Annotated in this window: 20 protein-coding genes; 7 read left to right on the forward strand and 13 right to left on the reverse strand. The window is 47.7% G+C overall.

Going from position 1 to position 13,624, the window contains the following annotated elements; genetic code table 11:
- Positions 1-134: 134 nt before the first annotated feature.
- Positions 135-581, forward strand: a complete 447-nt coding sequence (locus H6G89_RS21630; protein WP_199336861.1) for an MAPEG family protein — start codon at positions 135-137, stop codon at positions 579-581.
- Positions 582-908: 327 nt separating this feature from the next.
- Here H6G89_RS21630 and H6G89_RS21635 read toward each other — a convergent pair whose 3' ends face one another.
- Complete coding sequence (locus H6G89_RS21635) at positions 909-1,817, reverse strand: SDR family oxidoreductase (protein ID WP_190510234.1); 909 nt, start codon at positions 1,815-1,817, stop codon at positions 909-911.
- Between the two features lie 46 nt (positions 1,818-1,863).
- On the opposite strand from H6G89_RS21635, the gene H6G89_RS21640 reads away from it, so the two are divergent.
- The 3 genes from H6G89_RS21640 (at position 1,864) to H6G89_RS21650 (ending at position 3,779) form a co-directional block, all read left to right on the forward strand.
- Positions 1,864-2,910 carry a helix-turn-helix transcriptional regulator gene (locus H6G89_RS21640; protein ID WP_199336862.1) on the forward strand — a complete coding sequence of 349 codons (1,047 nt, stop codon included), beginning with the start codon at positions 1,864-1,866 and terminating at the stop codon, positions 2,908-2,910.
- 147 nt (positions 2,911-3,057) lie between these two features.
- Positions 3,058-3,288, forward strand: a complete 231-nt coding sequence (locus H6G89_RS21645) for a hypothetical protein (RefSeq protein ID WP_190510236.1) — start codon at positions 3,058-3,060, stop codon at positions 3,286-3,288.
- 170 nt (positions 3,289-3,458) lie between these two features.
- Positions 3,459-3,779 (forward strand): GNAT family N-acetyltransferase, encoded by a 321-nt coding sequence (locus H6G89_RS21650; RefSeq protein ID WP_242060061.1) that lies wholly within the window; start codon positions 3,459-3,461, stop codon positions 3,777-3,779.
- On the opposite strand, the gene H6G89_RS21655 is transcribed toward H6G89_RS21650, so the two are convergent.
- The 7 genes from H6G89_RS21655 to H6G89_RS21685 all read right to left on the reverse strand — a co-directional run bounded on the left by H6G89_RS21655 (position 3,751) and on the right by H6G89_RS21685 (position 7,382).
- The gene (locus H6G89_RS21655) at positions 3,751-4,263 is read right to left on the reverse strand and encodes a DUF1579 domain-containing protein (RefSeq protein ID WP_190510237.1); all 513 of its coding nucleotides are present in this window, start codon (positions 4,261-4,263) and stop codon (positions 3,751-3,753) included. The genes H6G89_RS21650 and H6G89_RS21655 overlap by 29 nt on opposite strands.
- A gap of 68 nt (positions 4,264-4,331) precedes the next feature.
- On the reverse strand, positions 4,332-5,060 hold the full coding sequence (locus H6G89_RS21660; RefSeq protein WP_190510239.1) for a DUF899 domain-containing protein: 729 nt from the start codon (positions 5,058-5,060) through the stop codon (positions 4,332-4,334).
- Positions 5,061-5,070: 10 nt separating this feature from the next.
- Positions 5,071-5,475, reverse strand: a complete 405-nt coding sequence (locus H6G89_RS21665; protein ID WP_190510242.1) for a VOC family protein — start codon at positions 5,473-5,475, stop codon at positions 5,071-5,073.
- A 73-nt stretch (positions 5,476-5,548) separates the two neighbouring features.
- A complete protein-coding gene (locus tag H6G89_RS21670; protein WP_190510243.1) occupies positions 5,549-5,959 on the reverse strand; it encodes a VOC family protein in 411 nt (136 codons plus the stop codon).
- 59 nt (positions 5,960-6,018) lie between these two features.
- Positions 6,019-6,450, reverse strand: coding sequence for a YciI family protein (locus tag H6G89_RS21675; RefSeq protein ID WP_190510245.1), 432 nt, complete (start codon positions 6,448-6,450; stop codon positions 6,019-6,021).
- A gap of 60 nt (positions 6,451-6,510) precedes the next feature.
- Positions 6,511-7,008, reverse strand: coding sequence for a VOC family protein (locus H6G89_RS21680; RefSeq protein WP_190510247.1), 498 nt, complete (start codon positions 7,006-7,008; stop codon positions 6,511-6,513).
- A gap of 17 nt (positions 7,009-7,025) precedes the next feature.
- On the reverse strand, positions 7,026-7,382 hold the full coding sequence (locus H6G89_RS21685; RefSeq protein WP_190510249.1) for a YciI family protein: 357 nt from the start codon (positions 7,380-7,382) through the stop codon (positions 7,026-7,028).
- A 266-nt stretch (positions 7,383-7,648) separates the two neighbouring features.
- Here H6G89_RS21685 and H6G89_RS21690 point away from each other — a divergent pair, with 266 nt between their 5' ends.
- Positions 7,649-8,929 carry an RNA polymerase sigma factor gene (locus tag H6G89_RS21690; protein ID WP_242060062.1) on the forward strand — a complete coding sequence of 427 codons (1,281 nt, stop codon included), beginning with the start codon at positions 7,649-7,651 and terminating at the stop codon, positions 8,927-8,929.
- A gap of 100 nt (positions 8,930-9,029) precedes the next feature.
- Here the strand turns inward: H6G89_RS21690 and H6G89_RS21695 are convergent, their stop codons facing one another.
- Together H6G89_RS21695 and H6G89_RS21700 are read right to left on the reverse strand one after the other, a co-directional pair.
- Positions 9,030-9,308: an NUDIX domain-containing protein gene (locus H6G89_RS21695; RefSeq protein WP_190510253.1), complete on the reverse strand. Its 279-nt coding sequence runs from the start codon at positions 9,306-9,308 to the stop codon at positions 9,030-9,032.
- Positions 9,309-9,448: 140 nt separating this feature from the next.
- Positions 9,449-10,141, reverse strand: coding sequence for a helix-turn-helix transcriptional regulator (locus tag H6G89_RS21700; protein WP_190510255.1), 693 nt, complete (start codon positions 10,139-10,141; stop codon positions 9,449-9,451).
- 188 nt (positions 10,142-10,329) lie between these two features.
- On the opposite strand from H6G89_RS21700, the gene H6G89_RS21705 reads away from it, so the two are divergent.
- Positions 10,330-10,905, forward strand: a complete 576-nt coding sequence (locus H6G89_RS21705) for a GNAT family N-acetyltransferase (RefSeq protein ID WP_190510256.1) — start codon at positions 10,330-10,332, stop codon at positions 10,903-10,905.
- A 33-nt stretch (positions 10,906-10,938) separates the two neighbouring features.
- Here the strand turns inward: H6G89_RS21705 and H6G89_RS21710 are convergent, their stop codons facing one another.
- Positions 10,939-11,787, reverse strand: coding sequence for a helix-turn-helix domain-containing protein (locus H6G89_RS21710; protein ID WP_190510258.1), 849 nt, complete (start codon positions 11,785-11,787; stop codon positions 10,939-10,941).
- 98 nt (positions 11,788-11,885) lie between these two features.
- On the opposite strand from H6G89_RS21710, the gene H6G89_RS21715 reads away from it, so the two are divergent.
- On the forward strand, positions 11,886-12,251 hold the full coding sequence (locus H6G89_RS21715) for a DUF2834 domain-containing protein (RefSeq protein ID WP_190510260.1): 366 nt from the start codon (positions 11,886-11,888) through the stop codon (positions 12,249-12,251).
- 57 nt (positions 12,252-12,308) lie between these two features.
- Here the strand turns inward: H6G89_RS21715 and H6G89_RS21720 are convergent, their stop codons facing one another.
- Positions 12,309-13,082, reverse strand: coding sequence for an enoyl-CoA hydratase/isomerase family protein (locus H6G89_RS21720; protein ID WP_190510262.1), 774 nt, complete (start codon positions 13,080-13,082; stop codon positions 12,309-12,311).
- A gap of 22 nt (positions 13,083-13,104) precedes the next feature.
- Complete coding sequence (locus H6G89_RS21725; protein WP_190510264.1) at positions 13,105-13,524, reverse strand: VOC family protein; 420 nt, start codon at positions 13,522-13,524, stop codon at positions 13,105-13,107.
- Positions 13,525-13,624: the final 100 nt, after the last annotated feature.

Here is a 13,624-nt window from a genome sequence, read left to right on the forward strand (position 1 = left end):
GGGCAGACGTCAGCGACTATCGAAAGATGGAGATGCCGAAAATCGCAATAATATTCCAAACCTGCGCAACTTTTTTCTAGAGTCTCAACGCATCAACTTTCTACAGTAAGAGCAGATTTGATTGGAGAAGGAAGATGCAAATTGAGCAATATGCAGGTCTTGCGATCGCCCAACAATTATCAATCCAACCGATGACCGTTCCACTGTGGGGATTAGTCATTTTCATTCTCTGGACGATCGCATCTGTCATTCTTTTACTGGCCGTGAGACTTCGACACTTAGCGGCAGGAGGTAGCCCAAAAGACTTTGCAGCAATCGATAACAACAACCTGATGTGGCGGTATTTTCGTGTACAAGCTAACCTGGTCGAAAATCTGCCCCTGTATTTAGGAGTCGTTTTCCTCTTAACGGTGAGAGGGATATCTGGAGGCGTAATCGATCTACTCGTTGGCGTCTACATCTCATTCCGACTCTTACACTCCATTATTCACATCATAGGTGCTGATCCAAACCTACGAATATTGAGCTTGGCAATTCAGTTTAGTTGCTTAATTGGTTTGATCGTTCTGGCAATCCTCTAATCAACTTCTATAGCTGGATTCAACCTGGTTAGGATAGGGGGTGGGTGCATCTGACGGTTAGGGGAGTGACGGTTAAAACCGCAGCTACCAGAATAAACCTGCCTCCGCTATTTCATTGTTTGTAGCCGTAGCCACATTCGATGGGGCGAGTCAGAAAGCTCTCCCAGTATCAAGGTTTGAGCCATTGCCTTTGCCTTAAGCTTTCTGACCAAAGCTATAATCTTTCTTTGCATCGAGTATTGCTGACTGCTTTTTGTTTGGTAAGTTTAAACTCGTGCGATCATGGCTAGAGGCCGTTGTTCACCCACCTCAGCGAACTGGCTAATCTCATCGGTATCCAGTCGCATCAGCCGGTTTACCCATCTCTGTCACCTCCTGAATGTAACGCCAAGCGTCCGGTTGAGAACCATCCAGATCTGTAAAACCATAGACCTTTGCGAGTTGAGCACTGGAAAGCGATTGACCATTCCAACGAGCTACTTCTGGATCGCTAGCGAGATGAGCAACCGCGCGCCCAACATAACGCGGTGTTTCGGAAATAATAAAATGAGGTTCCTTAGCTGTAGCATCTTGCCAATTGGCTTCACTCACCCCGAAATGATCTAACATCATTTCTGAACGCAACCACCCTGGAGTCAGGCAGACTGCTGTACAGCCATGTGGTTTAACCTCCTGTGCCAGTGCCCACGCCATCCGAATAATTGCATTCTTGACAAGGTCATAGATTACAGCTTGCCGATAGTGTCCATTGTTGTAATCTGCTGTGCCATCGGTGAGTTCAACGACGAATCCTCCCGGTTTCTGAATTAGCAGCGGCAGAGCAAAGTGACTGGTAATGAGATGAGTGTCGATCGCCAAACGTAACAAGCGTAATCCCCGCTCCAGATCAACCTCCCAAATGGGTTTATCAAACTCAGCAAAATGTTCTGCTCCAATATCGTTGATCAAAATATCTAACTGTCCTTGTTCTTGCTCCACACGAGCGACGAGCAATCGCACCTGTTCTGGATCTAGATGATCCACTTGAACCGCAATACCCTTTCCCCCTGCTTGAGTCACTAACTCTGCGGTTTCTTCGATGGTTTCAGGGCGGTTGTAGTCCGACTGGTGTGTGCGAGTTGTGCGTCCTGTCACATAGACGATCGCTCCGGCTGCACCCAGTTCGGTCGCAATGCCTCGCCCTGCTCCACGAGTGCCTCCTGCCACGATCGCCACTTTATCTTTTAGTGGTTGCATAATTGCTGTTCTCCAACGGCCATACTCGCAGCATAAGGGCGACTTCATGACACCCCTTGTCATATTCAGCGGTAATGTAGAAGACGTTGCGGGAGTTTTAGAAATCGTTATGCGTGCCGATCGCCTCCTTTCCATCCTGATGCTGTTGCAGGTTCATGCTCGGCTAACCACACGCGAACTGGCAGAGCGACTGGAAGTGTCTGAGCGTACCATTCACCGCGATATGGATGCCCTCAGCAGTGCAGGAGTCCCAGTCGTGGCAGAACGGGGTAAGGGTGGTGGATGGGGATTGCTGGAGCAATATCAAACGACATTAACCGGACTCAACCTGGCAGAGATTCAGGCGTTATTTGTGCCAAAGTCGCCTCATCTACTGGCCGATTTAGGGTGGGGTCAGGCGTTTGAAGCTGCATTACTCAAGCTTCTAGCCGCCTTACCCGCTGCCAATCGTCAGCAAGCGGAATTGGTGAGCCAACGCATTCATGTTGACCCCACCGGATGGCAGCACTGGGACGAAGAGATGGCAGCATTCCCGGTGTTGCAAGCCGCCATTTGGCAGGAACGGCAGGTTTTGTTGAATTATGAACGCGGAAACGGTCAGCGAATTGAACGATTGGTTAATCCGTTGGGATTAGTTGCCAAAGGCAGTGTCTGGTATCTGGTTGCAGCCGTTGAGGAAGAGGTGCGCTCTTACCGCATTTCACGAGTGCAGAATGCCGTGCTGCTGGATTCTCATTGTATTCGGCCAGTTGGGTTCGATTTAGCCCACTATTGGCAGCGATCGATGGTGGAGTTCAAAGCGAATCTGCCTTACTATGGCGTAACGGTACGGGTCGCGCCAGAGGCAATGTCCTGGCTACGGTATGCGGGGTACTTTGCTCGCATTGAACAGATAATTGATGCCCCCGATGCCGATGGGTGGGTGCAGATCTCGCTACGGTTTGACATTGAGAAAGCTGCCTGTGCCTATGTGTTGGGGTTTGGTGGACAGATGGAAGTGATTGAACCCCCAGAGTTACGCGATCGCGTGTTGCAAGCGGCAAAGGAGGCGATCGCACTTTATACACAACACCCTCTCAAATCACCGTCCTAACTCACTTTACTTAACCAGGTGAGAACGAATTTTCTCTATCTTTGGATAGATTCTTCATCACTTCTTTGTTCAATAACTCATCTCAAGAATGTGATAGTGCTACAAGAATTAGATAGCCAAGAGATAGAGCCTCTTCCTAACTTAAGGGTGTCTGAAGGAATCAATATTAGGAGGAGCAATGGCACGTTTATTTGCGATCGCCTACTGATATGTGGGTCGCAATCGTCACAAAAGAAAATTTTGGAACCATGTTCGGGCGATCGCCGCATTTACCACAGCAGCCCTATTCACACTGGCACTCAATGCCCCATCAAAACTGTAGAGGTCGATGAATTCACTGGAACATACGATTCTTTGGCGCAGATTGGATTGATTTAGATTTAGGATTTACTCCAGCCGCCCAGTTCTGTTCACCGGAAGAAGTGACACCTGACTTTACTCATCACCTATTCCAACGGTTCATGCAATAGGCAACCGAAGTTCCGCGATGCAATTACCAGTGGGCGATTGTCGATCGCCGTAATCTGAAGTTAATTGGCTGTGGCGGATTGCGACAGGATGGTTACACGATTGGGCAGGCAGAGCTTGGAATTGAAGCACCTCAGTACTGGGGTCATTATGCCTATGCGATCGAAGTCGGCAAAGCTCTGATTGATTTTGGGTTCCGCAATTTCGGACTGAGGGAGATCATCGGTATTTCTGTGAATGCTAATTTGAGAGTATCCCGGTTGGCAGAACGTATGGATTTCAGGCGATCGCTACACAACCTGGTTCCGACTGGATGCGAGAGAGGGGATGGAACCAGGTTGAATGGCAGCTTACAAGAGAATCATGGGAGTATCACTTGCGCCAATAATGGGCGGTCATGAAGTGCTGCCACTGCCCATCATCTTTCAGCATGTGGGAAGTCAAGATGCGGTGATTGTCGCTCTTGAACTCGATTACGTCTTTGTACTTGCCTAGTTTCTCCTCACCCGTCATGGCAGGTCCATCCGAGTTGAGCGTCAGCACAGTTTCTCCTGCATCTAACTCACCATCGTATTGCCAGAGATACGTCATCATTGACCCGATCCAGGTGCCTACATAACGCTGTTTTTGAGGATCGTAGCCGAGGGTCATGAGTGTCGTTGCAAGACCACAACCCGGCATCTCACCCTGTCCTTCTGCCAATATCCAGAGTCCACCCAGCGATCGCACCGTTTCTGTTCCCGTTGATTTTATGGGGGGTTGATCGGGTCCCATCATTGCTTCGGTTTCATAGGTCCACTCCCCGACGAGTTTCTGGAGCCACTGATGTTCTTTTTGAGGTTGAGCAGGTATGGATGGGGTTTGTTCGGTTTGAATAGTTTCCATGTTGTATCTCCTTGTGTTGCATGATTGAGAAGTGCGATCGCACTATTGGCATAGAAGTGTGGTTTTTTCTATCCATAGGTCGGCTTTTGCGGATACCCAGATGGTGAATCTTCAAAGTCTTCTTGCCGCCCGTAAGGAGTCATATCAAGCAGACTGTAGGAATCTGTGAGGGATTCAACGCCACGGGCATAGGTTGAGTAGGTGTGGAAAACATCGTCATCTAAGCGGAAGAAAACGCTGAGTCCGTGACTCTCGCCTTGCATCACATTGGGTCCGTTTAATCGCTCTAACTCCGCTTTGTCTCGATAGTTGTATTCGATGGGTGCAACGGTTTCGTCTAGCGTGACGTGGAAATCGTAGTTGAAATCGCTACCAAAGGAGGAATACCAGGGAAGCGTCCATCCCTTTAGTTGCTTGTAGGCTTCTAATTTAGGGAACGGAGCACGGGAGATCAACACAAATGTCGTATCCCGTTCATTCAGCATGGATAGATCGCCCAGCGAATTAACAAAACCTGTACAGCCCCCACAGCCCTTCTCCCACTCCGGTGCAAACATGAAATGGTAGATGATTAGTTGGGTACGTCCTTCAAACAAATCAATCAGTCTGACAGAACCATTTGAACCTTCAAAGGTGTATTCCTTTTCAAGTTGAACCATTGGTAGCCTACGTCGCTCAGAATTAACACGATCGCGCTGCTTGGTCAACTCTTTTTCGTGTTCCAGTAATGTTTTACGAGCAGTCAGCCACTCATCTTTACCAACAATTTTTGGATGGGCAGTTACATTCTGAATCATTATGAGTCTCCTATTGGTTAACTGCGCTGGAATCCATGTACATTAGCTCCCAAATGTGACCATCTAAATCTTGAAATCCATGACCATACATGAATCCGTGGTCTTGCGGTTCTTTGTAGGTTTTGCCACCAGCGGCGATTGCGTTGTGAACCATCTCGTCAATCTTTTCTCGACTTTCCATTGATAAACACGTCAATACCTCAGTACTTTTTGTGGCATCGCAGATTTCGTTTGGTGTAAATGTTCTGAACTTCTCATGAGTCAGGAGCATCACAAAGATGTTCTCAGAGACAATCATGCAAGTAGCCGTCTCATCAGTAAATTGAGGATTGAACTGAAAGCCGAGTTTTGTAAAGAATTCGATTGATTGCTGGAGATTTTTGACAGGTAGATTGACGAAAATTTGAGTACTCATGATTTCTCCTGTGTGGTGTTTTATGAAGCAATTTGTGAAATATTGACAGTGAAGTTGAAGAGTGTTCAGAAGCTCAAACGACCTGCTCGCAATTGATCATCCAGGGTGTACCGAACTGATCGATCAACATACCAAAACGTGTAGACCAGAAGGTTGGAGCGATCGCCATTTTCACTTTGCCGTTCTCTGCCAGAGCGTGAAAAATATGTTCTGCCTCGTCTGGCTCGGATACGCTCACCTGTACGTAGAAGCCTTGAGGAGGTTCAAAATATCCCGGAGGGCAGTCAGATCCCATTAAGAGGCGATCACCTAAATCCAGGCAAGCGTGCATAATTTTGTCATGCCACTCCAGAGAGACATTCTCTGCGGAAGGTGCCTCCTTGTGGGTCATCATCATGGTGATTTTGCCACCGAGACATTTCTCGTAGAACTGAAACGCAGCCTCACAGTTGCCATTGAACATCAGGTAGGAATTGAGTTGCATTGATTTCTCCTTTGGTCGTCGATTCTGTGTTTTGATGGACTGATCAGTTGCAGATGAAGCTACTCTTGCTGTCGCGTTTCAACCTGGGCACGAATGCGGTCTTCCTGCTCCCTTAATTTGGGTGTCAGGGCTTCACCAAAATCCTCTGCCTCGAACACGGGACGGATCTCAATATCAGAGTCTCCTGGCATTGGGTTAGGGCAGCGTTTTACCCAGGCAATTGCCTCTTCCATTGAGTCCACCTGCCACAGCCAGTACCCTGCAACTAACTCCTGTGCTGGAGCGAAAGGTCCCTGGGTGACGGCGCGATCTGTTCCCGAAAAGCGAACTCGCACCCCTCTTGAGCTAGGATGAAGCCCCTCAGCAGCAAGCAGAATACCTGCCCTGGCTAATTCTTCGTTGAACTGTCCCATTTCAGTCAAAAGCTGTTCGCTTGGCATAATTCCAGCTTCGGAGTCGTGGGTTGCTTTGACGAAGACCATGACTTTCATTGTGAAATCTCCTGTTGAGTAGTTTTGAGTTGGATTAGTAAGGATTGAGCGTACTTATCGTTAACTCGCAGCAGCACGCTTGAGTTCATCAATCTCGATCTTCTTCATTTGCAGCATGGCAGTTGTCACCCTTTGGGATGTTGCTGCATCGGGGTGATTGAGCAACTCAATCAAAACGTGAGGAATAATTTGCCAGGAAACACCGTATTTGTCCTTGAGCCAGCCACATTGCTGCGCGGTTTCATCCCCACCCGCAGACAGTTTTTGCCAGTAATTGTCCACTTCTTCCTGGGTATCGCAAAAGACCTGGAAGGAAATTGCCTCATTGAATTTGAAGGCTGGACCGCCGTTCAGTGCGGTGAATAGCTGACCATCCAGTGCAAAGCTGACGGTCATGACGGTTCCAGCGGGTTGTCCATGAATTTCCTGTCCAGCGTCTCCGTATCGGCTGATGTGGACGATCTTAGAATTGCGAAAAACTGACGTATAAAACTGAGCGGCGGCTTCGGCTTGATCATCAAACCATAAACAGGGAGTAATTTTGGAATTAATTTGCATGAATGTTTTCCTCAACTTCAATGGGCTGGTAATCCCGCAATTTCAAGAACAGGGCGAATCTCGACCGTGCCCACTCGCGCCCCTGGAATGCGGTTAGCGATCGCGATCGCTTCATCTAAATCCTGAGCATTCACCAGATAGAACCCGCCCAATTGCTCACGGGTTTCAGCAAAGGGACCGTCAGTTACCAGCGATTTGCCCTCACGGATGCGAACACTGGTAGCCGTTGCAACAGGATGGAGGGGAGCAGATGCCACAAATTGTCCTTTGGTATGGAGTTCTTGGGCGAGTTGGGTAGATTCGACGTAGCAATGCTCCCGCTCGGTGTCACTCATGGCGTTTTCGTCCATATAGATCAGCAGCATGTATTTCATTCGGTTGCCTCCTTTGTCATTCAGTCGAATGGGAATCGTTCAAATCGACACTTCACTGAAAAACTTTTTATTGAATACGATCGAGTTTTGCCTCTGTTGTCATTCAGTCGAATGAGAATCGTTCAAATCGACACTTCACCAAAAAACTTAATTTTTGGTACAGACGTACTAAATTATCATCATTGTATTCTCTTGTCAGTCAGTCGAACGGGAATTCCTCAAATCGACACGTTGTCCAAAATTCTTTGTGTCTTTCTATGACAGATATGGCTTCAACCTCACAATCAGATGTCACCCAGGCGATTGCATCTGTCTATCGGGCTGAATGGGGACGCATTGTCGCTATCCTGATTCGGCTGGTAGGAGATTTTGATCTGGCAGAAGAAGCCGCACAGGAGGCGTTTGCAGCAGCGGTGAATCAGTGGGAAACCAGCGGTATTCCCGATTTGCCTCGTGCTTGGATTATCCGAACTGCCCGATATAAAGCGATCGATCGCCTCCGACGACGAACCCGACTGACCGAAAAACTAGAATGGTATGCAGCATCGGGGTTGATTCCATCAAGCGAAGAACCAACTTACGAAAGTGATGAAATTGAAGACGATCGCCTGCGATTAATCTTCACTTGTTGCCATCCCGCACTGGCGTTTAGCGCAAAGCGCAACTCCGAAGGCACCGAAACTCAAGTAGCATTGACTTTACGAATGTTGGGCGGACTGGAAACCGACGAAATTGCCCGCGCATTTCTGGTTCCGACCACGACAATGGCACAGCGGTTAGTTCGTGCCAAACGCAAAATTCGAGATGCAGGTATTCCTTATAAAGTGCCAGAAACAACCGATCTCGCTCCTCGGATAGAGGCAGTCCTGACGATAATCTATCTCATCTTCAATGAAGGTTATGCCGCCACCAAAGGAGATTCGATCGTGCGGGCTGACCTCTGCACTGAAGCGATTCGATTAGGACAACTGGTGCGGCAATTAATGTCACCCCAACCTCCTTCAGAAGTCACAGCATTGGTAGCGTTGATGTTGCTGCACGACTCGCGACGAGATGCCCGTCTGGATGAAGCAGGTGATTTGATTTTGCTGGAAGACCAGGATCGGAGCCGTTGGAACCATTTACAAATTGCTGAGGCGTTGCCCCTGGTAGAAGAATCGTTGCGGGGCGGAACAGGGGTTTATGCGCTACAAGCGGCGATCGCTGCACTCCATTGTCAGGCAGCACGAGCCGAGGAAACCGACTGGGCACAGATTGTGCGACTTTATGAGGTGTTAGAACGCTTGCAGCCTTCACCCGTTGTGACTTTGAATCGAGCGGTGGCGATCGCAATGGCAGAGAGTCCTCAAGCGGCATTTGGACTGATTAATCAACTTGCTCCAGAACTGGACAGCTATCATCTATTTCACGCTACCCGTGCAGATTTATTCCGACGTATCGGAGCATTCGAGGAAGCATCCCAAAGCTATAAACGGGCACTGGAACTAGTGACGAATGACAGTGAGCGTCGCTTTCTGGAGCGTCGATTGCGCGAAGTTCAGCCCTAACGTACTGGATTTCAGCTTATAGAGAGCTCCTGGCAAATAACAGGACTTCCTACATAAAGCGATCGCGCCTCATCAATTCACTGCTGCTGATACAAATACTTCAGTATCCGTTGAGTGGTTGAACGCATTGGTCTAAATCCATGTATCTTAGCCATGCGATCGCTTCGATCTCAGAGCTAGCAATGATATCACCCATGTAGTCTGCCCCAAAGCAGCGCATCGTCACCTGAGTTGGTTCTGCATAGCCATGAGCGACTTCCTGGACAAACATCACTTCAGTTAAGGTTTCAGCAATCAGACTGACATTGAGATCTTCCTGAACCTCCCGGCGCAATGCTTCCCAGTCAGATTCACCCTTCTCCCGTTTTCTACCGAGCAAAGAAAACGCATCTCTGCCCGGACAACGGGCACATCAAACCTGTCTAACCTTGATGCAAATTCAAGCAACGACATCAACAACAAACACCGTTCTCCGAGCTCTAATTCAAAGCGGGTAAGTTTCTCTCATTCATACCCATCTCAAATGATTTCTATGAGTTGATGATTCAATGCTTCAAGATGGATTCCGTAACGCTGAAACAAATCAGTCTGAAAGGTCTTATTGGTATCAGTTAACCGCATCAAACCCCACAAAAGATGTTCTGTGCCAATCGACTTCTTGCCTTGAAGCCGAACCACCTGTAAAGCAAGCTCCAGGACAAACTTGCTTTGTGAACTCAATTTGAGATTCTCTCCTGGTTCAAAGCTATGCTCATCCGTTGTGACTCTCAGTGTTGCACCATGCGCTTGCAGTAATTGAGCAGACGTTGTTGTTGGATCTGCCAATAGTCCAGCTAGCAAATGTTCTGGTTCAACCTGTGGCTCCTGTGGAGGTGTGCCTTGCGTTGATTGCTGCAATCGTAAGGCTTCATTACGAGCGAAGGTAATGGCATGAATTGCCTGTTCTGTGAACCGTTCAAACCCAAATTCAAAACCGAAGAAATTTTTGACTCGTTCAAGTAATGTTTGCATCGAATTCTTTGCCTCAAAAATGAAAACGTCTTCGATCGCGACCTGAAACAGACTGGCAATTTTGAACGCCATATCTAAACTGGGGTCAAACTTACCCGATTCAAATCCGTTGACCGCTTGGCGACTGACTCCCAATGCTCTGGCGAGGTCGGATTGTGACCATTGGCGCAATTGTCGAAGCTCTTTCAGCCGATTTTTCATCCGTTCGCCTATTTGCTGTCAAGTCCTACTTTACATTGTCAGGAGATCGATTGTCAAGTATCACTTGACAAAACTAATTTACGATCTGACTTAACATTGTTGAAAACCCTGTTGCTCCTGACCCTCCTTGCTTAAGCGAGGTCTTAAAGAAGCCGTGTTAAATCGTGACTGATCTTTAGAATGTGGCAATGACCAATCCTGCTGATCCAACCGTCCTACAGGTTAACGGTTTTACGATGCGTCCACTTCAGTCTTTGCATTTGGAGAGGCTTGCATCTATTTGGGCTGATCCTGAAGTAACTCGCTTTCTACCAAGTCGAGGTGTTCCAATTTCCAGAGAGAGTACAGAAAAAGCACTACAATCGTTCATCCATCACTGGCAGCAGCGAGGATATGGGGTTTGGGCGATTAGTGTTTCGCACAACTCCGAAGGAACCGCCGAAAACAGTTCATCTCAAATGGTGGGCTACTGCGGTCTGCGTTATTTAGATGAATTGGAGGAAGTTGAGGTGCTTTATGGACTCGCCAAAGCCTACTGGGGGCGAGGAATTGCAACACAGGCAGCGAAGGTGGCTGTAGCCTACGGGTTTAATGTTGCTCATCTCGACAAACTCATTGGGCTAGCCCTACCTGAGAATCTCGCTTCTAGACGAGTTATGGAAAAAACTGGTTTGCAGTATGAAAAGCCAATTCACATTTTTGGCTTGGATGCACTCTACTACTCCGCAAAAGCGTCTCAGTCTGGTGCTCGCAACAATCAGTAGAGAGCATTCCAGTTTGCTGATAAGCTCAGCCAATTAAATTTGAGATTTAAGGAGTTGTTTCCAGTTATGTTCCGTACTGTCATTGGCTGGAAACAAACACTCAATTCTTAGTTCTTGCAGAGTAATGTCGTAGGGGGTGCCGAGGGTGGCGATCGTTGAGAAAAACTCTAATTCGAGATCTCCTCGTTTGAGATGAACAGTTAGCAGCATAGTATTTTGAGTCGTTCGAGCGGAAGGATGCCAAACCTCTGCAATGCCCGGATAACCCATCAACTCATCTAGCAATGCTTTGGATTGTTCACTTTCACCCTCAGCGATCGCCTCTCGATGTAAACGCTGTAGCAAATGCACTGAAAAATCATCCCAGTTCACAACAAAGGGACGGAACCCTTGGGGATGAAACATGGCTCGCATCAGGTTGACTTTTCCATCCCGGTAGAAGTGGGCTTGTAGTTCCTCTGGGGCGATGAAAGCGTTGAGCAGCTGATTGGCAGCAGGGTTGGTCAGCAATAGATTCCAGTAGCGATCGACCACGATCGCTGGGTAGGGTTCCTGTTGTCGTAGCATGAAGTCGAGTGCTTTACGGATAGAAGCCATTTCAGGAGCCGACAGATCGGTCTCGGCGTGGATGGGCGCAAATCCAGCAGCAGTCAGCATCAGGTTTTGCTGTCTCAACGGAATTTCTAGTACCTCTGCCAGTTGCAGCACCATTTCTCGGCTGGGTTTGGCTCGTCCCGATTCCAGAAAACTAATGTGGCGTTGAGACACCTGGCTGGTTACAGCAAGATCTAGCTGGCTAAATCCTCGCTGGCTGCGCCACTGCTTCAGGAGCAGTCCAAACGAGTCGAGAGATGGATTTGAGGCAATCGTGTGCTGCTGCATCACAAGGTTCGTAAAAGATGAGCTTGATTACCTGGTAGGTAATTGCTTTGATTATCTCCCTATTCCATCATGAAAGCACACTGATTGAGGATAAACTCATGCTGAAAGCAACAAATCTCCCAACAGCTCACACATTCAGCGGCATCAAAGTTTTGTATCTGATTCTGACCATTGTTGGCTCAATTGAACCCTGGTTTTGGCTCCTGCAAGATCCGTCGGCATTGCTTTCTCCCTCATTGTTCTTGCAACGAGCATTTGCCAATAATATTGCAGCAGGATTGACAGCCGATTTGTTGATTTCTGCGATCGCCTTCTTCTGCTTTGCCTGGTTTGAATTGAAGCGGTTAAATCTCTCCCGCACCTGGATCATTCTATATATTGGATTGACCTTCGGTGTTGGGCTTTCCTGTTCTCTCCCCTTCTTCCTATACCGCCGAGAGCAACAGTTAAAGCGCACTGCTTGAGATTGACCAGAGAGGCAATGCCTGAAGTTCAAAGCAAGTAGCTGTTGAGGCAAATTTTTAGGATACTTTGGGTTGTACGGCTGAAACAATCGAGAGTCCCTCCAGACCCATATCAAACGGCAGTTCATCAATCACTCTGCGCTTAAGCTTGCGGGTAAACATGAGTCGAGTGTAGCGACGGGTATAGGGATCGAGGCGCAACAGTTGTTCGGCTAATTCATTGGCTCTTTCTAGTAATTCGTCACGGGGATGTACTTCATTCACCATGCCCAGTTGCAAAGCTTCTGTCGCTGATACCTTTTGCATGGTTAGCAGGAAATAGTGCCCTCGAATATCGCCCATTGCAGCCGGATAGAGAATCTGCACGCCATCTGCTGGAACGACTCCTCCACCCACGGATAAATGCTGGTTATCCTGGAAATACGCCTCTTCAGCCGCCAAAATAATGTCTCCCATTAAGGCATATTCACCATGAATCGGTGCAGGACCATTGACGGCGGAAATGACAGGAACACTAATATCGAGAAAGTTGTAAAGCAACTGACGTGCTTCTGTAAGGATGGCATACCAACCTGCGGGCTTTGTGATGTCATCTACAGTAGAAAAGTCGATGTGGCTAATCCATTGTTCACCGGCCCCTGTGAAGATGACGACTTCATTTTGGCGATCGCGAGCAATCTCCCCAAAGGCTTCTGCAAACTCTCGATGGGCTTTCCCGGTATGAATGTGTGAGCCGCCATTGGTGTGCATCGTCACCGTTAAAATACCAGAATCAGTCCGTTCTAGTTTTAGATTCTCGTACTTGTCTTTGTAGTCGTTAAAATGTGTCATATTTCTACTCTCGTTGCTTATCTTACAAAGTATTCAGTTCCTGGACTAATTCGATCAAATTGCCGCTATTGTCTTTAATGAAACAGACGGTGAACCCAAGTTCTTCGTCTGCTACAGGTTCCAAAGCAATTTCAACATTGCGTTGCTTGAGTTCCGTGGCGATCGCATCAATGTCATTTACAGCAAAAGCAATGTGTTTATATCCTTGAGCCAACAAATCATCAGGAACATTCACAGGAGATGGATAGGTTCGTGCTGAGTTTTCACGCTCAAACACTTCAATCCGAAATCCATTCAGTTCTAAAAAGGCTTGTCGAGTTGAGAATTGAGGTAACTCTCGTCTTAAGGTTGCTGTGAATCCTAACTTCTCTTGATACCACTGAATCGTTTCTTCCAAATTGGAAACAGACCGTGCGACGTGGTGAGGATTAAGCGAATTCAAAGATGCATAGCTAGTTTGTGATTGAGTAGGTGACAGTGAAAGGAGCATTAAGCCAAGGGCAATAACTGTTCCCATCACCAACTTAGTGATAATTCTTCGA

This window comes from Oscillatoria sp. FACHB-1407 (assembly GCF_014697545.1).
In the GTDB taxonomy this organism is placed as follows: domain Bacteria; phylum Cyanobacteriota; class Cyanobacteriia; order Elainellales; family Elainellaceae; genus FACHB-1407.